Origin of the sequence: Salinicola sp. RZ23, from assembly GCF_003206675.1 — a bacterium.
GTDB lineage: Bacteria > Pseudomonadota > Gammaproteobacteria > Pseudomonadales > Halomonadaceae > Salinicola > Salinicola endophyticus.
Genome location: NZ_PZJK01000007.1, coordinates 568897 through 591003 on the forward strand (window position 1 = coordinate 568897; position 22107 = coordinate 591003).

General features: G+C 66.3%; 16 protein-coding genes. 13 read left to right on the forward strand and 3 right to left on the reverse strand.

What is annotated here, in order from left to right; all coding sequences use genetic code 11:
- Positions 1–98 precede the first annotated feature (98 nt).
- Positions 99–1040, forward strand: a complete 942-nt coding sequence (gene glsB / locus DOM67_RS08750) for a glutaminase B (RefSeq protein ID WP_110675226.1) — start codon at positions 99–101, stop codon at positions 1038–1040.
- 46 nt (positions 1041–1086) lie between these two features.
- Here glsB and lysS read toward each other — a convergent pair whose 3' ends face one another.
- Both lysS and prfB read right to left on the reverse strand, forming a co-directional pair.
- Positions 1087–2616: a lysine--tRNA ligase gene (gene lysS / locus DOM67_RS08755; RefSeq protein WP_110675227.1), complete on the reverse strand. Its 1530-nt coding sequence runs from the start codon at positions 2614–2616 to the stop codon at positions 1087–1089.
- Positions 2617–2917: 301 nt separating this feature from the next.
- A protein-coding gene (gene prfB / locus DOM67_RS08760) for a peptide chain release factor 2 (RefSeq protein ID WP_110675228.1) occupies positions 2918–4016 on the reverse strand; the annotation gives its coding sequence in 2 pieces (ribosomal slippage) (positions 2918–3940 and positions 3942–4016; 1098 coding nt in all).
- A gap of 347 nt (positions 4017–4363) precedes the next feature.
- Between prfB and DOM67_RS08765 the strand changes: the two genes are divergently transcribed.
- The 12 genes from DOM67_RS08765 to DOM67_RS08820 all read left to right on the forward strand — a co-directional run bounded on the left by DOM67_RS08765 (position 4364) and on the right by DOM67_RS08820 (position 19793).
- Positions 4364–5974 carry a peptide ABC transporter substrate-binding protein gene (locus tag DOM67_RS08765; RefSeq protein ID WP_232825186.1) on the forward strand — a complete coding sequence of 537 codons (1611 nt, stop codon included), beginning with the start codon at positions 4364–4366 and terminating at the stop codon, positions 5972–5974.
- Positions 5975–6159: 185 nt separating this feature from the next.
- On the forward strand, positions 6160–6780 hold the full coding sequence (locus DOM67_RS08770) for an OmpW family outer membrane protein (protein ID WP_157958816.1): 621 nt from the start codon (positions 6160–6162) through the stop codon (positions 6778–6780).
- A 40-nt stretch (positions 6781–6820) separates the two neighbouring features.
- Positions 6821–8014, forward strand: a complete 1194-nt coding sequence (locus DOM67_RS08775; protein WP_110675230.1) for a GGDEF domain-containing protein — start codon at positions 6821–6823, stop codon at positions 8012–8014.
- A 262-nt stretch (positions 8015–8276) separates the two neighbouring features.
- On the forward strand, positions 8277–9875 hold the full coding sequence (locus DOM67_RS08780; protein WP_110675231.1) for a peptide ABC transporter substrate-binding protein: 1599 nt from the start codon (positions 8277–8279) through the stop codon (positions 9873–9875).
- Positions 9876–9906: 31 nt separating this feature from the next.
- Positions 9907–10887 carry a C40 family peptidase gene (locus DOM67_RS08785; protein ID WP_110675232.1) on the forward strand — a complete coding sequence of 327 codons (981 nt, stop codon included), beginning with the start codon at positions 9907–9909 and terminating at the stop codon, positions 10885–10887.
- Between the two features lie 174 nt (positions 10888–11061).
- The gene (locus DOM67_RS08790; RefSeq protein WP_110675233.1) at positions 11062–12657 is read left to right on the forward strand and encodes a peptide ABC transporter substrate-binding protein; all 1596 of its coding nucleotides are present in this window, start codon (positions 11062–11064) and stop codon (positions 12655–12657) included.
- A 61-nt stretch (positions 12658–12718) separates the two neighbouring features.
- Positions 12719–14299, forward strand: a complete 1581-nt coding sequence (locus tag DOM67_RS08795) for a peptide ABC transporter substrate-binding protein (RefSeq protein WP_110675234.1) — start codon at positions 12719–12721, stop codon at positions 14297–14299.
- Between the two features lie 46 nt (positions 14300–14345).
- Complete coding sequence (gene oppB / locus DOM67_RS08800; RefSeq protein ID WP_110675235.1) at positions 14346–15272, forward strand: oligopeptide ABC transporter permease OppB; 927 nt, start codon at positions 14346–14348, stop codon at positions 15270–15272.
- A 76-nt stretch (positions 15273–15348) separates the two neighbouring features.
- Positions 15349–16320 (forward strand): ABC transporter permease subunit, encoded by a 972-nt coding sequence (locus tag DOM67_RS08805; protein ID WP_110675236.1) that lies wholly within the window; start codon positions 15349–15351, stop codon positions 16318–16320.
- A 10-nt stretch (positions 16321–16330) separates the two neighbouring features.
- Entirely contained in the window at positions 16331–17932 is a 1602-nt protein-coding gene (locus DOM67_RS08810) for an ABC transporter ATP-binding protein (protein WP_110675237.1), read from the forward strand.
- A gap of 379 nt (positions 17933–18311) precedes the next feature.
- Positions 18312–18614, forward strand: coding sequence for a hypothetical protein (locus DOM67_RS08815; protein ID WP_110675238.1), 303 nt, complete (start codon positions 18312–18314; stop codon positions 18612–18614).
- Positions 18615–18674: 60 nt separating this feature from the next.
- Positions 18675–19793, forward strand: coding sequence for a porin (locus tag DOM67_RS08820; protein WP_110675239.1), 1119 nt, complete (start codon positions 18675–18677; stop codon positions 19791–19793).
- Between the two features lie 186 nt (positions 19794–19979).
- Here DOM67_RS08820 and rpoD read toward each other — a convergent pair whose 3' ends face one another.
- The gene (gene rpoD, locus DOM67_RS08825; protein ID WP_280951050.1) at positions 19980–21929 is read right to left on the reverse strand and encodes an RNA polymerase sigma factor RpoD; all 1950 of its coding nucleotides are present in this window, start codon (positions 21927–21929) and stop codon (positions 19980–19982) included.
- Between the last annotated feature and the right edge of the window lie 178 nt (positions 21930–22107).

Below are 22107 nucleotides of genomic sequence, written 5' to 3' on the forward strand. Positions count from 1 at the left end.
CCCGCCGCAGGCTCGCACGGCGGCGGGCAGACGGATGCAATCGGCGCGGCGGCAGCCTACACTGGCGCCCCCTCCATCTGCCGATTGCCGTCATCGCCATGCCCGCCTCGTTCGACCCCAGCGCCCTCGACGACCTGCTCACGCGTATCGCCCGCGACGCCCCGCGCCACTTCGGAGAAGGTAACGTCGCCAGCTACATCCCGGCGCTGGCGGAAGTGGTCCCGGATCAGTTCGGCATCGCGGTATGCGACGTCGCCGGCCGCGTCTACCGCGCCGGGGCCGCGGATACGCCGTTCTCGATCCAGTCGATCTCCAAGCTGCTCAACCTGATCATCGCGATCCAGCACCTGGACGAAGCCGATATCTGGCAGCGGGTCGGCCGCGAGCCCTCGGGGCAGGCGTTCAACTCGATCGTGCAGCTGGAGGTGGAGCGCGGCATCCCGCGCAACCCCTTCATCAACGCCGGCGCGCTGCTGGTCACCGATCTGCTGGTATCGCGGATCATGTCGATCCACTGGGTGATGCGCGAACTGGCGCGGCGTCTGGCGGGCAACCCGGCGCTCGCCTTCGACACCCGGGTCGCCAGCTCGGAGATGGCGCACAAGGCGCGCAACGCCGCCCTCGCCTATCTGATGAAGGCCTACGGCAATCTTCACGGCGAGGTCGACGAGGTGCTCGACGTCTACTTCCACGGCTGCGCGCTGTCGATGAGCTGCGTCGACGTGGCACGGGCGTTCGCCTTCCTGGCCAATCGCGGCGTGCATCCGGACGACGGCAGCGTCATCGTCACCCCGCAGCAGAACCGTCAGCTCAACGCCCTGCTGCTCACCTGCGGCCTCTACGACGCCGCCGGCGACTTCGCCTGGCGTGTCGGCCTGCCCGGCAAGAGTGGCGTGGGCGGCGGCATCGTGGCGATCGTGCCGGGGCAGATGAGCCTCTGCGTGTGGTCACCAAGGCTCGACAGCTACGGCAACTCGGTCGCCGGCCTGCGCGCCCTGGAAACCCTGGTCGAGGGCCTCGGCGTCGCCCCGCTGGGCTAGACGCCGACGCCCTGCCGGCCGATATCGAAGGGCCTGGGCGGCGTGATCACTCCGGGCGCATCGCCGGGAACAGCAGCACGTCGCGGATCGAGGGACTGTCGGTCAGCAGCATCACCAGGCGGTCGATGCCGATGCCCTCGCCCGCGGTGGGCGGCATGCCGTACTCCAGCGCACGCACGTAGTCGGCGTCAAAGTACATCGCCTCGAGGTCGCCGGCATCCTTCTCCGCGGCCTGGGCGGCGAAGCGCTCGGCCTGATCCTCGGCGTCGTTGAGCTCGGAGAAGCCGTTGGCGATCTCGCGCCCGCCGACGAAGAACTCGAAGCGGTCGGTGACGTGGGGGTTGGTGTCGTTGCGCCGCGCCAGCGGGCTCACCTCGGCCGGATACTCGGTGATGAAGGTGGGCTGATCGAGGCGATGCTCGGCCACCGCCTCGAAGATCTCGGTCTGCAGCTTGCCCAGCCCCCAGCTCGCCTTGACCTCGATGCCCAGGCGCCGGCAGGTGGCAGTGGCGCCATCGAGCGTATCGATGTCCGCCTCGCCGATGCCATCGCCGTGCTCGAGGATCGACTGGCGCAGGGTCAGGCGCCGGAACGGCTGGCCCAGGTCGTACTCGGTGCCCTGATAGACCACCACGCTGGAGCCAAGCACGCGCTCGGCGACATCCCGGATCATCGCCTCGGTGAAGTCGAGCAGGTCCTGGTAATCGGCGTAGGCCCAGTAGAACTCGAGCATGGTGAACTCGGGGTTGTGACGCGTCGACAGCCCCTCGTTGCGGAAGTTGCGGTTGATCTCGAACACCCGCTCGAAGCCGCCCACCACCAGCCGCTTGAGATAGAGCTCCGGGGCGATGCGCAGATACATGTCGATATCCAGCGCATTGTGGTGGGTCACGAAGGGACGCGCGGTGGCGCCGCCGGGGATCGGCTGCAGCATCGGCGTCTCGACCTCCATGAAGCCGCGCTCGACCATGAAGCGCCGGATCGCCGCGATCACCCCGGAGCGTACCTCGAAAACCCGCCGCGACTGCGGGTTCATGATCAGGTCGACGTAGCGCTGCCGGTAGCGCGCCTCGAGATCGGTGAGCCCGTGGAACTTGTCGGGCAGCGGGCGCAGGCTCTTGGTCAGCAGCTCGGCCTGACGCAGCATGACGTAGAGATCGCCCTTGCCGGATTTGTGCACCGGGCCGCTGCCGGCGACGATATCGCCGATGTCCCAGCTCTGGATATCCGCCAGCAGCTCGGCCGGCAGGCCCTTCTTGTCGACGTAGAGCTGGATCTGCCCGGAGACGTCCTGAATCACGATGAACGGGCCGCGCTTGCGCATCACCCGCCCGGCGACCGCGGCCTGACGATCCAGCGCCTCCAGCGCCGCCTTGTCGTGCTCACCCAGCTCGGTCTGCAGCTCAGCCGCCAGGCTGTCGCGGCGGAAGGCGTTGGGGAAGGCGCTGCCGCCCTGCTCCGCCGCGCGCTCGCGGCGTTCCGCCAGCTTGCCGCGACGCTCCGCGATCAGCCGATTTTCTTCCTGCACGTCGCTCGGTGCAGCGGAGGGAGATTGCGGGTTGTCCTGGTTCGCCATGTCGTCGCCTGTGGAAATTCGTATCTATGAAGTCTTCGAATCGATAACGCCGTCGAATCTGTGAAACCGTCGGCCCGCTGCTGCGCGCCTTGCCCTGGCCCAGCGCCAGAGGGTCTGGCAATGTTGCGCGCAGGGAATCAACCGGCCAACGCTCGCAGCGCGGGGGTCGAATTCCCGAACCGTTCTAGGGTATCAACCCGGCCAACGCTAGCAGCGCGGGGGTCGAGCGACGACGAGTCTAGGCGCGCCGGCGCGAATCCGCGCCGGCGCAACACCGCCTCGTCGAGCGCAGACACGCGCTTTAAAGCCCCTGTTTCAGGCTCGCCTCGATAAACTGATCCAACTCCCCGTCGAGCACCTTCTCGCAGTTGCTCGTCTGCACCCCGGTGCGCAGATCCTTGATCCGCTGGTCGTCGAGCACGTAGGAGCGGATCTGGCTGCCCCAGCCGATGTCGGCCTTGCTGTCCTCGGCCTGCTGCTTGGCGGCATTGCGCTTCTGCATCTCGTGCTCCCACAGCTTCGCCTTGAGCTGTTTCATGGCGAAGTCGCGGTTGGCATGCTGGCTACGCTGGCTCTGGCACGCCACCACGATACCGGTGGGCTCGTGGGTGATACGTACCGCCGAGTCGGTGGTGTTGACGTGCTGACCGCCGGCCCCGGAAGAGCGGTAGGTGTCGACGCGCAGATCGGACGGGTTGATCTCCACCTCGAAGTTGTCATCGACCTCGGGGGAGAGAAACACCGAAGCGAACGAGGTATGCCGGCGCCCGCCGGAGTCGAACGGACTCTTGCGCACCAGACGGTGCACCCCGGTCTCGGTGCGCAGCCAGCCGAAGGCGTAATCGCCCTGAACATGCACGGTGGCCGACTTGATGCCCGCGACCTCGCCGGCGGAGACTTCGGTCAGCTCCGCCTTGAAGCCGTGGTGCTCGGCCCAGCGCAGGTACATGCGCAGCAGCATGTTGGCCCAGTCCTGGGCCTCGGTACCGCCGGAACCGGCCTGGATGTCGAGATAGGCGTTGTTCTCGTCCATCTCCCCGGCAAACATGCGCCGGAACTCCAGCTTGTCCAGCTGCCCCTCGAGGTAGGAGAGCTCCTTGCACACCTCGTCGACGGTGGCATCGTCCTCCTCCATCACCGCCAGTTCGAGCAGCTCGCGGTTGTCGGCCAGGCCGCTGTCCAGGGTATCGATGGTCTCGACCACGGCTTCCAGCGACGCCCGCTCCTTGCCCAGCTTCTGGGCGTAGTCGGGGTCGTTCCAGACCTCGGGGTTCTCCAGTTCGCGCGAGACTTCTTCTAGCCGATCTTTCTTCTCGGCATAGTCAAAGATACCCCCTCAGGACGTCTGTCCGTTCGGACAGGTCCTTGATGAGGTTGTTGATCGGATTGATCTCTTGCATGGGACTCCTGCCATCATGAGCGTGGGCACCCGCCAGGCCGCGCCAACCGCAGGGGTGGCACCCGGCGCCGGGCTGCGCCAAAAGGTCGACTATTGTAGCCAAACGCCGGCAGAGCGTCATCCCGGGCGGCGCCAGGGGCAGCGTCAGAGACAAGGGGTGCGTGACAGGCACGTGCGATAGGCACCAGGTGGTAGATAGTTATAACGGTTTCACTATTATTCATTTACGCCGGCCGTGAAGGCCCTGCTACCGTCGACGCCCAGTTCGTCGCCCATCGGGTGCGCGATCCCCCGACGGCCATTACCGGACAGCCGCTACCCTATCGCCATGATCAACGACACATCGCCATGACCAACAACAGCTACAAGGACCTCCTGCCGATGCGCTCCCATCCGCTCGCCCTCGCCATCGGTCTGGCCGCCGGCCTGACCTCGCTTTCACTCCCGGCCGCCACGCTGCACATGGGCATCTCGGGGGATCCCGCCTCGCTCAGCCCGGCCAAGATCACCGGCGGGGTGTGGGAGGAGGACGTGCTGCGGGACCTGTTCGAGGGCCCGATCGCCATCGATGCCGAGGGCCAGATCATCCCCGGCGCCGCCGAAAGCTGGGAGATCTCCGACGACGGCAAGACCTACACCTTCCATCTGCGCGATGGCCTCGAGTGGTCCGACAGCCAGCCGTTGACCGCCGACGACTTCGTCTTCGCCTATCGTCACCAGGTCGACCCCAAGACCGCCTCCAACTACGCCCACCGTCTCTATCCGGTGGTCAACGCTCAGGCGATCAATGCCGGCAAGAAACCCCTCGAGGCGCTCGGCGTGGCCTCCCTCGATGACGGCAAGACGCTGCAGATCACCTTGAACGAGCCGACGGTCTACTTCCTCAAGACCCTGGTGCTGCCGTTCGCCTACCCGATTCCCCAGCACCTCTACGCCAAGTACGGTGACGACTGGAGCGACCCGTCACACATCGCGGTCAACGGCGCCTTCAAACCGGTCAAGTGGATCTCCAACACCGAGCTGGAGACACGCAAGAACCCACACTTCCACGACGCCGACGCGGTGACCCTGGATGGCGTCGACTACTACCCGCTAGAGGACAAGGTGGCCGGTATCCAGCGATTCCGCGCCGGCGAGCTGGATATCCTGCGCGACTACCCCGCGGCCCAGTATCCGCGCCTCTCCAAGACGCTGCCCAAGGCGACCCACCGCTTCCCCTCGCTGGGCACCTACTACTACGTCTACAACCTGCGCGACGGCTCACCGGTGGCCGACAAGCGAGTGCGCGAGGCGCTGAGCCTGGCCATCCGCCGCGATGTGATCGCCGATCAACTGCTCAAGGGCGCGGTCACCGCCGCCACCTCGCTGGTGCCGCCAGGGACCAGCGACTATCAGGCGCAGTCGCAGCCGGGGCTCGATGAGCCCATCGACACCCGCATGGCCAAGGCCAAGGCGCTGATGCAGGAGGCCGGCTACGGCCCGGACAAACCGCTCAAGCTGACCCTGCGCTTCAACAGCGGCGACGAGCACCGCCAGATCGCGGTGGCCGTGGCCGCCATGTGGAAGCCGCTGGGGGTCGATGTCGAACTGCGTAACACCGAGGCCAACATCCACTATGCCGACCTGATGCAGGGGGACTTCCAGGTCGCCCGCGCGGCCTGGATCTCGAGCTACGACGACGCCCAGAACTTCCTCCAGCTGCTCTCCGCCGAGACCAACAACTACGGCGACTACCACGACGCGCGCTACGACCAATTGCTGAGTGAATCGGATGGCGAACAGGACCCGGCCAAGCGGGCCCAGCTGATGCAGCAGGCCGAGGCGCTGGGACTTGCCGACTATCCGCTGACGCCGATCTACACCTACAGCTCGCGCAACCTGGTCGCACCGACGCTCACCGGCTGGGACGACAACGCCCTCGACATGCACGCCTCGCGCTGGGTGCACAAACCGGAGTAATGCCGCTCGCGACGGCCGTGGCGCTCAAGCGCGCTGCGCCGCCGCCGATAAAGTAGCGAGCGGCGGCAGGGCGCTACGGTGCCGGCGTGACCGGCCCCGACCTTCTATCGCCCCCGGGAGAGCGCGTCATGCGGCACCTCGCATCACTTGTCGTCCAGCCCCACGCGCCCTCCCGAAGCCAAGTCGTGCTTTTCTGCCTGCTCCTGCTCACCGTCCTGACACCGACCGCACCGGCCGGCGCCAATGCCCTGCACCAAGGCGACTGGCTGCTGCGTGGCATGGTGATCGGTAGCCAAGCCGCCCAGGTGCACTCGACGATCTCGACCATCGGCGGCGCGGTGGAGATCGACTCCCGCATCCAGCCGGGTGCCGACATCAGCTATTTCCTGAGTGAGCGCTGGGCGCTCGAATTCACCGGCGGTATCTCGCGTGCGTACTACCGGGTGCGCGACTCGCTGATCGGTGACTTCGACGTGGGCCGCGTCGACAGCGACAGCGTGATGCTGTCACTGCAGTATCACTTCCTCCCCTGGGGGGCGCTGACGCCCTACCTGGGCGCGGGTCTCTATCATGCCCGCGAGCACAGCGTCGAGCCCGCCGCCGGCATTCCCGACTTCACGGTCGAGCCGGTCACCGGCCCGCTCGTCGTGGCCGGCGCCGATTACCACTTGGGCGGCGCCTGGTTCGCCAGCGCCAACCTGCGCTACCTGAAGGTGCCCACCTACCGTTTCGAAGGCGACGGCTTCAGCAGCGAGCTTCGGGCCAGCATCTGGACACTGGGCGCCGGGCTAGGCTACCGCTTCTGATCCGACGAGGGCGGCCCAACCCGGTAAGGAGGGCGACACCATGCACATGATCGACAATGCCCTGCTCACAGCGACGCTGAGTCGCGCCGCCTTCCTGCTGGTGTTTCTGACCGTGGTCCTGAGCCAGCCCAAGGAGCGCTATCTGTGGCACTGGCTAGCAGCGCTGGTCGGCTCCTCCCTGGGAGCGGCGCTGATGATGCAGTTCCCGGCCAACGGCGAGCCCGCGATGGCGGTCAGCCTGGCGACCTACTTCCTGTTCATGATCAGTCTGGCCGGCTCCTGGAGCGGCATGCGGCTGTTCTATCACCGGCGTATCGATCGGCGCCTGCTGGGCGCCCTGTTACTGCTGCCGCTGCTGACCTTCGCCTTGCTCGATCTATGCCACGTGGCACTGCACTACCGCCGCCTGGTCATCACCGCGGCCTGCGTCATACCCGCCGCGCTGACGGTGTTCGAGATCGTCAGGCCGGCGTCGGAACGACTCTTCTCGTCGATCGTCGTGGCCCTGGCGTTCGCCGCCTACACCGTGGTACTGGCAGGCACCAGCGCGGCCTTGCTGCTGGATCTCGCCCCAGCGACGCTGGAAGGCCTCAACTACCCCTCGTTTGCCGTCGACCGGGTCGCCAGTATCCTGGTCTATTTCGGCTATATCGCCATGGCCGGTGAGCGCGCCAACCGCGCCCTGCGCCAGCAGGCCGAGACCGATCAGCTCACCGGGCTGGCCAACCGCCACGGCGCCCAGCGCGCGCTGAGCCGGCTGGAGACGGCGCGCACGGCGGACCCCGAGAGCCCCAGGGCCGGCGTGCTGCTCGCGGATATCGACCACTTCAAGCGTATCAACGATACCCACGGCCACGAGGTCGGCGACAGCGTGATCGTCGCGGTCGCCGCGCGCCTGCGCGGGACCGTGCGCAACGGGGACGTCGTGGTACGCTGGGGCGGCGAAGAGTTTCTGATACTGCTGCCCGGGGCCGACAGCGCAGCGGCCCGGGCGATCGCCGAGCGCCTGCGCGACGCGATGATACGCACCCCGGTGCACGCCGCCGGTCACGATATCCCGGTGACGCTCTCGATCGGCATCGCCGAGGCGGCGCCGGAGGGCGAGACACTGTCCGCAACCATCGTCAGCGCCGACCGCGCGCTCTACCGCGCCAAGCGCCAGGGCCGCGATCGTATCTGCATCGACGACGCCGAGCAGGGCGACAGCGCCACGATGATTCGCCCCCTGTCCTGATGCGCACACGCCTGGCACCGCTTCCCCAGCCGCGCCGATCCACGGCAGTCGCCGCAGGCCGCTCGACCTGCTATGCATGAGATGAAACGCCCCATCGAGCATTTGAATTAGACGCGTCACGTCGATCGCGCGATGGTGTGACATCGGCCGCTCGCTGACTTTTCTTGCAAACCCTAGGCACTGACTGACTCTTACAAACCCTAGGCACTGTCTGAAAAGCCCCCTGAAGCGCGCCATAACAACAAACTCGGAGACATCTGCAATGCCCCTCCCCGCTCTTCCCCGCGGTCTTTACGCCATCAGCGCCCTGACCCTCGCCATGGGCAGCCTCGCCGCCCCGGCCCAGGCCGACACGCTCAATATCGGTGTCCAGGGCGAGCTCGCCTCCTTCGATACCTCACAGGTCTCCGGTGGGGTGTGGGAATCCCAGGTACTAATGGATGTCTTCGAAGGTCTGGTCGTGCAATCGCCGACAGGCGAGCTGCTGCCAGGCATGGCAACGAGCTGGCAGGTCTCTGACGATGGCAGAACCTACACCTTCCATCTGCGCGACGACGCCAAGTGGTCGGACGGCGAGCCGGTCACCGCCGAGGACTTCGTGTTCGGCTGGCAGCATCTGCTGGCACCGAAGAACGCCTCCAAGTACGCCTACATGCTCTACCCCATCGCCAACGCCGAGGCGATCAACACCGGCAAACAGCCGACCGATAGCCTGGGGGCCAAGTCGCTGGATGGCGGCAAGACGCTCGAGGTGACCCTCGATCATCCGACGCCCTACTTTCTGCAGCTGCTGACCCACTACACCGCCTACCCGGTGCCCAAGCATCTGGTCGACGAGTATGGCCGCGACTGGGTCGATCTCGACCATATCGCCACCAATGGCGCCTTTCACCCGGTGCAGTGGGTGTCGCAGTCGCGCATCAGCGTCGAGAAGAGCCCGACCTACTACGCCGCTGACGAGGTCGCCCTGGATGGCGTCAACTACTACACCGTCGAGGATCGCAACGCGGGCATCTCACGCTTCCGTGCCGGTGAGCTCGATGTGCTGGCGGACTACCCCTCCAGCCGCTACCAGTGGCTCAAGGAGAACCTGCCCAAGGCCACCCACATGAGCCCGATGCTCGGCTCCTACTACTACGTGCTCAATCATCGCGACGGACATCCGACAACCGACAAGCGGGTCCGCGAAGCGCTCAATCTGGCCATCCGACGTAACGTCATCTCGCAACAGATCATGGCAGGCTCGTTCAAGGCATCAACAGGGCTGGTGCCGCCGGGCACCAACCACTACCAGGCCCAGCATATGGATCTGGGCAGCGACGATATGAACGCACGCATGGCCAAGGCCAAGGCGCTGCTCGAGGAGGCCGGCTATGGCCCCGACCATCCGCTGACGCTGCGCCTGCGCTACAACACCAGCGACGAACACAAGAAGATCGCCATCGCCGTGGCCGCGATGTGGAAGCCACTCGGGGTCGATGTGCAGATGATCAACTCCGAAGCCACCGTCCACTATCAGACGATTGCCCAAGGCGATTTCGACGTCGCCCGGGCCGGCTGGATCGCCGACTACAACGACGCCGAGAACTTCCTGGCCCTGCTGCATACCGGGGTGGGCAACAACTACGGCGCCTACTCCAACCCGGCCTACGACAAGTTGATGGATCAGGCGGCACAGACGCTGGATCTGGATGCGCGCGAAAAACTGCTCGAACAGGCCGAGGATCTGGCGCTAAACGACTACGCACTGGTGCCACTACTCACTTACGTTACGCGCAATCTGGTCAACCCTGACCTCCAGGGCTGGGAAGACAACGTCGAGGATGACCATCCGTCACGCTGGGTGAGCTTCAAGGACTGAGCGCGCTCGCGCCGCACCGGGGGAACCGACCATGCCGCGTATCGCCGTTTCCGTTGCCGGTCTGTGGCGCTCGCCGCAGGCAGCGCGCCCCATCGACGCTCCGGCGCTGTCAGCGCCGGTCCAGCTCGAGGCCTGGCTCGCGGCGCTGGACGACACCACACGGCTGGCGCTGTGTCGCGACAAGCTGCTGGTCAGCCAGGTGCTGTTCGATACCCCGGTGACGGTGCTCGAACGCACCACCGATGAGACCGGCCGCGACTGGTGCCGGGTGGTGGTGCCGAGCCAGGCGAGCGCCCTCGATCCGCGTGGCTATCCCGGCTGGCTGCCGGCCGTGCAGCTTGCCGAGGAGCGCCCGGCGGAGACCGCGGGAGACGTCGGTGGCCTCGCCGATGGTGTCGGCGAAGATGATCTCGAGGGCGAGGTGGTGGTCACAGCCAGCCGCGCTGAGCTGGTGCTGACCTCTCCGCGTCAGGGTGGGTCAGCAGCCGGAGACGGCCCGCTGGCGCTGAGCTTTCTGACCCGGCTGCGTCGGCTGGCGATGACACCGACGCGGGTCGAAGTGATCTCGCCGCTGGGTCGCGGCTGGCTGGCCCGGGACAGCGTACAGCCGGCGGAGACGCCGCTGCCCGCGGATGCCGCCACCCTGACCCAGTTGGGGCAACGTTTCGAGGGACTGCGCTATCTGTGGGCGGGCAACTCGAGCTTCGGCTATGACTGCTCGGGGCTGGTGCACAGCCTGTTCGCGGCGATCGGGATCGCGCTGCCGCGGGACGCCGGCGATCAGCTCGCCACCGGCACGCCGGTGGCTCTGGAGGCGCGCCGCGCCGGCGACCTGCTCTACTTCGAGAAGCCGGATGCCAGCGGGCGCCCGGTGGTCGACCACGTGGGGCTCTATCTGGGTGAAGACACCCTGCTCCACGCGCCGACCAACAACGCCCGCGTCGAACGCCGCCGGCTCAGCGGCAGCCACTACGCCGAGCAGTTGTGTGCGGTACGCCGCCACCTCGGCTGAGTGCGTCACCGTCGGCACAGGCCCCGGAGCGCCGCTCGATAGAGAGCCCTCAGCGCTATCGAGTGCCGGTCTCCCCGGGATGACATAGGATCGAGACAGGTAAGACGTCCAGACGTCTTGCCCCCGACCGGCGAGCCAAGCCGGCAGCGACCATAACAACACAAGGACTCGATCATGTTCGATTCACGCACACGCCGTCTCACGGCCTGCTGTATCCCGCTGCTGCTGGGGGCGCTGTCGCTCTCCGCCCCGCTGTCGGCGGCGACGCTCGCCATCGGCATCCAGGGTGAGCCCGCCTCGCTGGACAGCGCGCGCATCGGCGGTACCACCTGGGAGAACGACGTGCTGGGCGATCTGTTCGAGGGGCTGGTCACCCTCGACCCGGCCGGCCACTATGTCCCCGGCGTCGCCCGCGGCTGGGAAGTCAGCGACGATGGCAAGACCTACACCTTTCATCTGCGCGACGACGCCGACTGGTCCGACGGTCAGCCGGTGGTGGCGGCGGACTTCGTGCTTGCCTTCCAGCGCCTGTTCGACCCTGCCAACGGTGCCGTCTACGCCAATCTGTTCTATCCCATCCGCGGGGCCGAGGCGCGCACCAAGGGCGCCGCCGACGCACCACCGCTGGGCGTCGTCGCGGTCGACGCCAAGACCCTCGAGATCACCCTCGAGCGCCCTACGCCCTACTTCACGACACTGCTGGCACATATCGCCGCCTCACCGGTGCCGGCCCACGTGGTCAAGCGCTACGGCGATGCCTGGACCCAGATGGACCACATCGTCACCAACGGCGCCTTCACGCCCACCTCGTGGATCTCCCACGACCATATCGCGGCGCGCAAGAACCCCGAGTTCCATGCCGCCGACGAGGTCGCCCTCGACGGCGTCGACTACTACCCAGTGGAGGATCGCAGCGCCTCGCTGCAACGCTTCCGCGCCGGGGGCCTGGATATCGTCCGCGACTTCTCGCCGGATCGCTATCAGTGGCTGCAAGACAATCTGCCCGACGCCGTCCATCTGGCGCCGCAACTGGCCAACTACTATTTCGCGCTCAACCAGCGCGATGGCCATCCGACGGCCGACAAGCGCGTGCGCGAAGCGCTCAACCTGGCCATCCGCCGCGACGTGATCGCCGACAAGATCATGGGCGGTGTCGTCTCCCCGGCCAGTGGCTTCGTCCCCGGCGGCGTCAGCCATTACGACGCCCAGCGCATGCCCGGCCTGGATCGGCCGAGGGATGAACGGATTGCCCAGGCCAGGCGCCTGCTCGAGGATGCCGGCTACGGCCCGGACCACCCGCTCGAACTGAACCTGCGCTACTCCACCACCGAGGCCAACAAGCGCATCGCCGTGGCTCTGGCGGCGATGTGGCAGCCGCTGGGGGTGAAGACGCAGCTGATCAACGCCGAGGGCGCGGTCCACTATGCCGAGCTGGCCAACGGCAACTTCGACGTCGGCCGTGCCAGCTGGGTCGCCGATTTCGACGACGCCAGCAACTTCCTCGGCATCCTGCAGAGTGGCGCGCCCAAGAACTACGGCGGCTATCGCAGCCCGGCGTTCGACGCGCTGATGCGCGCGGCCAGCCAGGAGACCGACGCCGATGCCCGCCAACAGCTGCTCGAGCAGGCCGAGCGCCAGGCCCTGGGCGACTACGCCATGGCGCCGATCTACATCGACGTCTCGCGCAACCTGGTCGCCCCCGACCTTTCGGGCTGGCAGGACAACGCGCTCAATCGCCATCTCTCGCGCTGGATCTCCCGCGGCGACTGACATTCACCCCGCCGCCGGAGATCGACGATCCGCGCGGCGGCCCGACAAGAACGCCAAGACGATGCTTTCACGACAGCTCATTGCCGCCCTCGGCGGACTCGCGCTCGGCGCCCTGGCCAGCTCGGCCCAGGCCTTCAGCGTCAATATCGCCAACGGTGCCGAGCCGGGCACCCTCGACCCGCAGAAGACCAGCGGCAACTGGGAGACGCGCATCACCCGCGCGCTGTTCGAGGGGCTGGTCACCTATGCCGCCGACGGCAGCCTGGTGCCGGGGCTGGCCGAGCGCTGGGAGATCAGCGCCGACGGCAAGACCTACACCTTTCACCTGCGCGATGCCGAGTGGTCCGATGGCGAACCGATCACCGCCGAGGACGCGGCGTTCGCCCTGCGCCGGGTGCTCGAGCCGGCGATCGCCAATCATAACGCCAACCTCTATTACCCCATCGTCGGCGCGCGGGCGATCAACGCCGGCGAGGCCGCCGCGGAAAGTCTGGGCGTGGAGACGCCGGACGCCCACACCCTGAAGATCCACCTGACCCAGCCCACCGCCTGGTTCCTGCAGGCGCTGGCGATGACCGAGGCGGCACCGCTGCCGGAGCACGCCATCGACACCGCCGGTGAGCACTGGGTCGAGCCGGGCAAGACAGTCTCCAGCGGCGCCTTCACCCTGAGCGAGTGGCAGCCCCAGGCGCGCATCGTGGTCGAGAAGAACCCTCACTTCCACGCCGCCCAGGACGTTGCCCTGGATCGGGCCACTTTCTATCCGATCGACGATGCCGGCTCGGCGCTCAACCGCTTTCGCACCGGCGAGATGGATATCGCCTACTCCAGCGTACCGTCGTCGCGCTTCGCCTGGGCCCAGCAGCATCTCTCGGACGCCCTGCAGGTTGGGCCGCTGACCGCGGAGTACTTCTACATGTTCAACCTGCGCGAGGGTCAGCCGCTGGCCGACCGTCGCGTGCGCGAAGCGCTCAACCTGGCGGTGCGCCGCGAGGTGATCACCGGCCAGATCCTGGGCCAGGGGCAGACCCCCTCGACCTGGTACGTCCCGCACGGCACCGCCAACGCGCCGAGCGGCCAGATGGCCTTCGCCGACATGCCGATGGAAGCCCGCCTGAAGCGCGCCCAGGAACTGATGCAGCAAGCGGGCTACGGCCCCGACCATCCGCTGCGGCTGACGCTCAACTACAACACTCTCGAGGATCACAAGAAGATCGCGGTGGCCGTGGCGGCGATGTGGAAGCCGCTGGGCGTCGAGGTCGCGCTGGTCAACTCGGAGGCGGCGGTGCACTACGCCACCATCCGCCAGGGCAAGTTCGAGGTCGCCCGCTACGGCATGGTGGCAACGATCAACGACCCGTTCGATTTCCTCGGCGCCTATGCCAAGGATGGCTCGGCCAGCCGCGCCAGCGGCTATCACGACGCCGACTATGACGCCCTGGTGGCCCGCAGCACCCGCGAGCTCGACCCGCAGACGCGCCAGCGCACCCTGACCCAGGCGCAGCAGCGGCTACTCGACGACTACGCCCTGCTGCCGCTCTACGACTACGTTTCCGTGCATCTGGTCTCGCCGCGACTCGGCGGCTGGGAGAGCAACCCGATGGACGTCCACCCGCTGCGTTATCTCGAGGAGCGCGACTGATGATCGATGCCCAGACCCCGCCCCGCGCGCTGCGAGGTGCGCCGGCATGTTGAGTTACACCCTGAAGCGACTGCTGATGGCGATCCCCACACTGCTGATCGTGATCACTATCTCGTTCTTCCTGATGCGGGTGGCCCCCGGCGGTCCGTTCGACGGCGAGCGACAGCTGCCACCGGAGATCGAGGCCAACCTCAAGGCGGCCTACCATCTCGACGAACCGCTGCCGATGCAGTACCTGCGCTACATGGGCAATCTGCTCGAAGGCGATTTCGGGCCTTCGTTCAAGTACAAGGACTTCAGCGTCACCGAGCTGATCATGCAGGGCTTCCCGGTGAGCCTGGAGATCGGCGGACTGGCGATCCTGCTGGCCCTGCTGGTGGGGCTGCCACTGGGGATCGCCGCCGCGATCCGACGCAACTCCACCGTCGACTACCTGGTCATGGGCACGGCGCTGACCGGCATCGCAGTACCCAACTTCGTCATCGCGCCGATCTTCGCTCTGGTCTTCGGCGTGCTGCTGGCGTGGCTGCCGGCCGGCGGCTGGAACGGTGGCGCCTGGCCCAACCTGGTACTGCCGGTGGTGGCGCTGTCGATCCAGCAGATCGCCTATATCGCACGCATGATGCGCGCCAGCATGATCGAGACCCTGGGCAGCCACTTCATCCGCACCGCCCGCGCCAAGGGGCTCTCCGAGACCGAGGTGATCTGGCGCCACGCCATCCGCCCGGCGATGCTGCCGGTGGTCTCCTACCTGGGCCCGGCGATCGCCGGGATCATCACCGGCTCGGTGGTGATCGAGCAGATCTTCGGCATCCCCGGCATCGGCCGCTACTTCGTGCAGGGGGCGCTCAACCGCGACTACACCCTGGTGATGGGAACCGTGGTCTTCTACGGCGTGCTGATCGTGCTGATGAACCTGATCGTCGATCTGCTCTACTCCGCGCTCGACCCGCAAATTCGTTACGACGACTGACTCATGAACAGTGACCGACTCATGAACAACGACCGAGCCTCAACGCCATTCATTCGTGCCACCGGGGAGGCCGCCAATGACGTCTGATTCCAAGCCCTACAGCGGCGAACAGCGGGATGGCGCCCCGCTGCCCGCGGGCGGCCCCAACCCGCCGCCGGGCCCGGACCCCACGCCCGACCCGCGCGCCGCGGACGCGCCGGTGGGGGAAAGCCTGGCCAAGGATGCCTGGCGCCGGCTGACCCAGAACCGGGCAGCCATGGCCAGCCTGGGCCTGTTGATCGCCATCGTTGTGGTCTGCATCGCCGGCCCCTGGTTCCTGCCCTGGGGTCTGGCAGAAGTCGACTGGAACGCCTTCGGCACCGGCCCGACCCTGGAGAACGCCCACTACCTGGGTACCGACGCCAACGGCCGCGATCTATTGACCCGGGTGCTCTACGGCGGCCGCGTGTCGCTCTCGGTGGCGCTGGTGGCCTCGTTCGTCAGCCTGGTGATCGGCGTGCTCTACGGCGCCATCTCCGGCTATGTCGGCGGGCGCGTCGATAGCCTGATGATGCGTTTCGTCGACATCATGTACTCGCTGCCGTTCATGTTCCTGGTGATCCTGCTGATGGTGGTGTTCGGGCGCAATATCTTCCTGATCTACGCCGCCATCGGCGCGGTGGAGTGGCTCGACATGGCGCGTATCGTGCGCGGCCAGACCCTGGCCCTGAAGCGCCGCGAGTTCATCGAAGCAGCCCATGCCCTGGGCGTGCGCGACAGCAAGATCGTCACCCGCCACCTGATCCCCAACGCCATCGGCCCGGTGATTGTCTACGTCACCCTGACCGTGCCCAAGGTGATTCTGCTCGAAAGCTTTCTGTCGTTCCTGGGCCTCGGCGTGCAGGAGCCACTGACCAGTTGGGGCGTGCTGATCTCCGAGGGCGTCGACATGATGGAGAGTGCCCCCTGGATGCTGCTGGTGCCGTCGTTCTTCCTCGCGGCCACGCTGTTCTGTCTCAACTTCCTGGGCGATGGGCTGCGTGACGCCCTCGATCCCAAGACCCGCTGAGGATGACTCGATGACGCAATCACTACTGGAAATCGACAAGCTCAGCGTGACCTTCCAGCTCCCTACCGGCGCGGTGACGGCGGTCAAGGAGGTCAGCCTCAGCATCGCCGAGGGCGAGACCCTGGCGCTGGTGGGCGAGTCCGGCTCGGGCAAGTCGGTCACCTCGACCGCCACCCTGCGCCTGCTGCCGGAGCTGGCCCAGACCCAGGGCGCGATCCGCTTCGACGGCGAAGACCTGCTCGCGGTCACGCCCCGGCGCATGCGCCGCATCCGCGGCAACGACATCTCGATGATCTTTCAGGAGCCGATGACCTCGCTCAACCCGCTGCACCGGGTCGGGCGCCAGATCGGCGAGGTGCTGACCAAGCACAAGGGGCTCCACGGCAGCGCCAAGCGCAGCCGGGTGCTCGATCTGCTGCAACAGGTCGGCATCCCCGAGCCCGAGCGACGCATCGACAGCTACCCCTACGAGCTCTCCGGCGGTCAGCGCCAGCGGGTGATGATCGCCATGGCGCTGGCCTGCGAACCGCGCCTGCTGATCGCCGACGAGCCGACCACGGCACTCGACGTGACCGTCCAGGCGCAGATCCTGGACCTGCTCAAGTCGCTGCAGGCCAAGTACGGCATGGCGATCCTGTTCATCACCCACGACCTCAGCATCGTGCGCCACTTCGCCGACAAGGTGTGCGTGATGCGCTACGGCGAAGTGGTGGAGAGCGGCCCCACCCACGAGGTGTTCGACGCCCCGCGCCACGACTACACGCGCATGCTGCTCGATGCCATCCCACGCGGGCGCAAGATCCCCGCCCCGGCGGATTCACCAGTGCTGCTGAGCGCGCGTGACGTCAAGGTGCGCTTCGCACTCAAGAAGCGTCTGTTCGGCAAGAGCGACTACTTCGACGCGGTGCGCGGCATCGACCTCAGCGTCCGACGCGGCGAGACCCTGGGCATCGTCGGCGAATCGGGCTCGGGCAAGTCGACCCTGGGCCGGGCGCTGCTGCGGCTGCTCAAGTCCGAGGGCGATATCCGTCTCGGGGAGACCGATCTCTCGGCGCTGGACAAGTCCGGCATGCGCCCGCTGCGCGCGCGACTCCAGGTGGTGTTCCAGGACCCCTTCGGCTCGCTGTCGCCGCGCATGACCGTCGGCGACATCATCAGCGAAGGGCTCAAGGTTCACCACCCGGAGCTGAACCGGCGCCAGCGCGAGGCCGAAGTGATCGCTGCCCTCGAGGAGGTCGCCCTTGACCCTGGGATGCGCAACCGCTACCCCCACGAGTTCTCCGGCGGCCAGCGCCAGCGCATCGCCATCGCCCGCGCGCTGATCCTCAAACCGGAACTGCTGCTGCTGGACGAGCCGACTTCGGCACTGGACCGCTCGGTACAGGTACGGGTGATCGATCTGCTACGCAATCTGCAGCAGAAGTACGGCCTCACCTACCTGTTCATCAGCCACGACCTCTCGGTGGTGCGCGCGCTCTCCGACGATGTGCTGGTGATGAAGGAGGGGCAGGTGATCGAGCAGGGCCCGACGGAGCAGCTCTTCTCCGCCCCCCGCGAGACCTACACCCAGGCGCTGATCAAGGCTGCATTCCTCGACGACGACGCGGCCTGAGAGGGTGTTTACAAATTCGACGAGCGAAGGCCAGACCGGGGCGCGTAGCTAAGGAGAAATCGGCCGAAACGACGGAGTTTGCGCGGTGTAAATGAGTACTTTGAGGTCGATTTCAACGCCGTATCGTCGAGCGCAGGCATTTTGTAAACACTCTCTGATAAGCCGCTGAGCGTGAGCGGCGGCGCCACGCAATAGGCGCCGCCGTTCGCCCTGGAAGAGACACGATGACAATAAACGACGGTCCGCACCGGATCTAAAAACCGCTTCCTTTCATTCATCCAGAATTTGGCCGCGCTTGCCCTGTGGCAGGCGCCACGGACAACTGCGGCCAAAAAACGGGGCTCAGCCCCCACTATCCACGTCTTCAAGGGAGACAACCATGACCACGACACAAGGTCTTTTGAGCGCCGCCATCCTGGTGGCACTGGCGGGCTGCCAGAACACCCTGCCCTTCGGCGACGGCGCCGGCAGCTTCGAGCGCGCCAAGCGGGAGGGTAGCGCACCGCCGGCGCTGGTGGCGCGCTTCCATCAGCTCGACAAGAACGGTGACGGCGTCATCGATCCCACCGAAGCGCGCTCGGACGCCGACCTGATGGGCGCCTTCGGCACCGCCGACCGCGACGGTGACCGCCAGCTATCGCTCGAAGAGTTCCTCGACAGCCAGGCCACCGAGGCGCCCTGATACTCCGACCCACTTGGGAACCCATTTTTTCCTTCAATAATAAACAGGTAATGCTTCACCATGGATAACAAGACCCTCATGGCGAGTCTCGTCGCCACCGGCACGCTGCTGGCCAGCCACTCGGCCCTCGCTCTGACGCTCTATGAAACCGCGCAGGACAAGCTCACCTTCAGCGGGCGTATCGCCGCCGGCAGCAGCTTCGTCGACGATACCCACGACGACCACGACCCGACCAATGCCGGCTCCCGCGTACGCCTGATCCACGAACACAACTTCGCCGACGGCTGGTCGTCGATCGCCCGCGCCGAGTGGGCCTTCGACCCCTTCTTCGAGGATGGCACCGACAACCACTACAAACGCCTGCTCTACGCCGGTGTCAGCAACGATGACTACGGCACCATCCTGATCGGCAAGCAGTATTCGCTGTGGTACAACATGGTCGCCTACTGGACCGACTGGTTCTGGTACAACGGCGCCACCGCCCAGGGCAGCTTCAACGGCGCCTCCAGCGACGGCGGCTTCGACGGCAACGGCCGCCCCGACAACGCCATCTCCTATCAGAATCGCTTTGGCGACTGGACCCTGGGCGTGCTCTACCAGACCTCGCGCAACGACGTGCCCCGCTCGGTGGGCTACAGCGGCAATCTCGTCGACCTCGAGCGCAAGTACACCGCCCAGGGCGCCGCGGTCTATCAGCCGAGCGACGACTGGGCGTTCGGCCTGACCTACACCCACAGCGAGATCGATGGCGAGCTCAAGAGCGGCAGCGACCGCGACGAGAACGTCGACGCTGGCCTGCTCGCGGCGCGCTGGACCCCGGGCAACTGGTACTTTGCGCTGACCGCCGGCGAGTATCACAACCTGGTCCGCGACGGTGAGTTCGAGGGCGTCGCCAACAGCGACGGGATCGTCGACAAGGCCCGCGGCTACGAGGGCGTGGCGCTCTACAACGTCAAGCAGCAGGTCCCCGGTACGGTGCAGCTCTACACCGGCTTCAACCGCCTCGAGGATCGCGACTCCGATGCACGCAGCGCCTTCTATCTCGCCGGCGCGGCCTGGCTGCTGTTCGACGACAACCTGATCCTGGCGGTGGAGCGCAAGTTCGACGACTCCCGCCAGGCCGACGACAGCCACACCGGACACGACGAGACCGACCTGCTGGTGCGCTACGACTTCTGAGTACTGCCGGTTCCGGGGCCGCATGCCCCACTGCACGATCGTTTGCCGCTGCCCCGCGCAGCGGCTTTTTCGTGTCAGCGGCTCAGGCCTGTCGCCCGCGCGTCATGACACAGCGCAGCGCCAACACAAAAAAACCCCGGCAGCGCTGGGCTGCCGGGGTCGTCGAGGGGGCACGCAGCCCGGGAATTACTCGTCGAGGAACGAGCGCAGCGGCTCGGAGCGCGACGGATGACGCAGCTTGCGCAGCGCCTTGGCTTCGATCTGGCGGATACGCTCACGGGTGACGTCGAACTGCTTGCCGACCTCTTCCAGGGTATGGTCGGTGTTCATGTCGATGCCGAAACGCATGCGCAGCACCTTGGCTTCGCGCGCGGTCAGGCCGCCGAGCACGTTGCGGGTGGCTTCGATCAGGCCCTCGCCGGTGGCGGAATCGATCGGCAGCACCATGGTGCTGTCCTCGATGAAGTCACCCAGGTGCGAGTCCTCGTCGTCGCCGATCGGCGTCTCCATGGAGATCGGCTCCTTGGCGATCTTGAGCACCTTGCGCACCTTGTCTTCCGGCATTTCCAGGCGCTCGCCGAGCTCTTCCGGGGTCGGCTCGCGGCCCATCTCCTGCAGCATCTGGCGCGAGACCCGGTTGAGCTTGTTGATCGTCTCGATCATGTGCACCGGAATACGGATGGTCCGCGCCTGGTCGGCGATCGAGCGGGTGATCGCCTGGCGAATCCACCAGGTGGCATAGGTCGAGAACTTGTAGCCGCGGCGATATTCGAACTTGTCCACCGCCTTCATCAGGCCGATGTTGCCCTCCTGGATCAGATCCAGGAACTGCAGCCCGCGGTTGGTGTACTTCTTGGCGATCGAGATGACCAGACGCAGGTTGGCCTCGACCATCTCCTTCTTGGCCCGGCGCGCCTTGGCTTCGCCGATCGAGAGGCGACGGTTGACCTCCTTGAGCTGGCTCACCTGGAGCTGGACCATCTCCTCCTCGAAGCCGATCTTGCGCTGGGCACGCTGGACGTCGCCACGGAACGGACGGAGCCGATCGGCATACTTGGCGTGCTTGGCCACGAAGTCGTCGAACCAGGCGTCATGGGCTTCATGCCCGAGGAAGGCGCTGATGAAGGTCTTGCGCGGCACCTTACCCTGCTTGACGAACACCTGCATGATCGCCTTTTCCTGCTCGCGCACCTGCTCGACGCTGATGCGCACCTGACCCACCAGGCGCTCGAAATGCTTGGGCGAAAGCTTGATCGGCGAGAACAGCTCGGCCAGACGTGCAAGCTCTGCCCGGGCCGCGTCGGCGTCGAAGCCGTGCTTGGCCACGGCCGCCTTGGCCGATTCGTTCTGCTGGCGGATCTGCTCGAAGCGTACGCGGGCCTCTTCGGGATCGGGGCCGCCTTCGCTGGAGTTGTCGTCGCTGTCTTCTTCGTCTTCTTTGTCTTCTTCATCCTCGTCGTCGTCGTCACCCGCGGCGAGGCTGCTCTCTTCCACTTCCGGCAACTCGACCTCGGCGACGCCGGGGATTCCCTCATCGGGGTCGATGAAGCCGGAGAAGAGATCGGAGAGGCGGCCCGGGGCCTCCTCGTCCTGGGTCTGATCGTAGGCGGCAAGGATGGAGTCGACCGCGCCCGGCAGATAGGCCAGCGACGACATCACTTCGCGCAGGCCCTCCTCGATGCGCTTGGCGATCTCGATCTCGCCTTCCCGCGTCAGCAGTTCCACCGTCCCCATCTCGCGCATGTACATGCGCACCGGGTCGGTGGTCCGTCCGACATCGCTCTCCACCGCGGCCAGGGCCGCGACCGCTTCCTCCGCCGCCGACTCGTCGGTGGAGTTGTCGGACATCATGAGGGTATCTTCGTCAGGCGCTTCCTCGACGACGTTGATCCCCATGTCATTGATCATGGAGATGATGTCTTCCACCTGATCGGGATCGGCGATATCTTCGGGGAGGTGATCGTTGACCTCGGCATAGGTCAGGAAGCCCTGCTCCTTGCCGCGTGCGATCAGCTCCTTCAAACGTGACTGCTGTGCGTGTCCAGCCATAGAAACCCTACTCGACGAAGAAGAATGAAGCACCTGGGGTGACAGCGCGACGCCCCAAAAGCCTGCTAGTATAGCGCGTACCGGCATTTTGCTGCCAGTATCTGTTTGCCTTGTCTGCCAGGTGTGCTAGTGTGTTTGGTTACCCTATTTGGAGGCTTTCGCCACCATTTCAACCGCTTCGACGCTCCTGCCGCGGTTCTTCACGCTTCCCTGTCGTACTCTGTGTGCTTTTTGTTGCCATTCGGCCTGCCGAATGCGCGGCCTG

Coding starts and splice junctions, on each gene's coding strand:
- glsB (WP_110675226.1), top strand. CDS start 99: ATGCCCGCCTCGTTCGACCCCAGCGCCCTCGACGACCTGCTCACGCGT.
- lysS (WP_110675227.1), bottom strand. CDS start 2,616: ATGGCGAACCAGGACAACCCGCAATCTCCCTCCGCTGCACCGAGCGAC.
- DOM67_RS08765 (WP_232825186.1), top strand. CDS start 4,364: ATGACCAACAACAGCTACAAGGACCTCCTGCCGATGCGCTCCCATCCG.
- DOM67_RS08775 (WP_110675230.1), top strand. CDS start 6,821: ATGCACATGATCGACAATGCCCTGCTCACAGCGACGCTGAGTCGCGCC.
- DOM67_RS08780 (WP_110675231.1), top strand. CDS start 8,277: ATGCCCCTCCCCGCTCTTCCCCGCGGTCTTTACGCCATCAGCGCCCTG.
- DOM67_RS08785 (WP_110675232.1), top strand. CDS start 9,907: ATGCCGCGTATCGCCGTTTCCGTTGCCGGTCTGTGGCGCTCGCCGCAG.
- DOM67_RS08790 (WP_110675233.1), top strand. CDS start 11,062: ATGTTCGATTCACGCACACGCCGTCTCACGGCCTGCTGTATCCCGCTG.
- DOM67_RS08795 (WP_110675234.1), top strand. CDS start 12,719: ATGCTTTCACGACAGCTCATTGCCGCCCTCGGCGGACTCGCGCTCGGC.
- oppB (WP_110675235.1), top strand. CDS start 14,346: ATGTTGAGTTACACCCTGAAGCGACTGCTGATGGCGATCCCCACACTG.
- DOM67_RS08805 (WP_110675236.1), top strand. CDS start 15,349: ATGACGTCTGATTCCAAGCCCTACAGCGGCGAACAGCGGGATGGCGCC.
- DOM67_RS08810 (WP_110675237.1), top strand. CDS start 16,331: ATGACGCAATCACTACTGGAAATCGACAAGCTCAGCGTGACCTTCCAG.
- DOM67_RS08815 (WP_110675238.1), top strand. CDS start 18,312: ATGACCACGACACAAGGTCTTTTGAGCGCCGCCATCCTGGTGGCACTG.
- DOM67_RS08820 (WP_110675239.1), top strand. CDS start 18,675: ATGGATAACAAGACCCTCATGGCGAGTCTCGTCGCCACCGGCACGCTG.
- rpoD (WP_280951050.1), bottom strand. CDS start 21,929: ATGCCGGTACGCGCTATACTAGCAGGCTTTTGGGGCGTCGCGCTGTCA.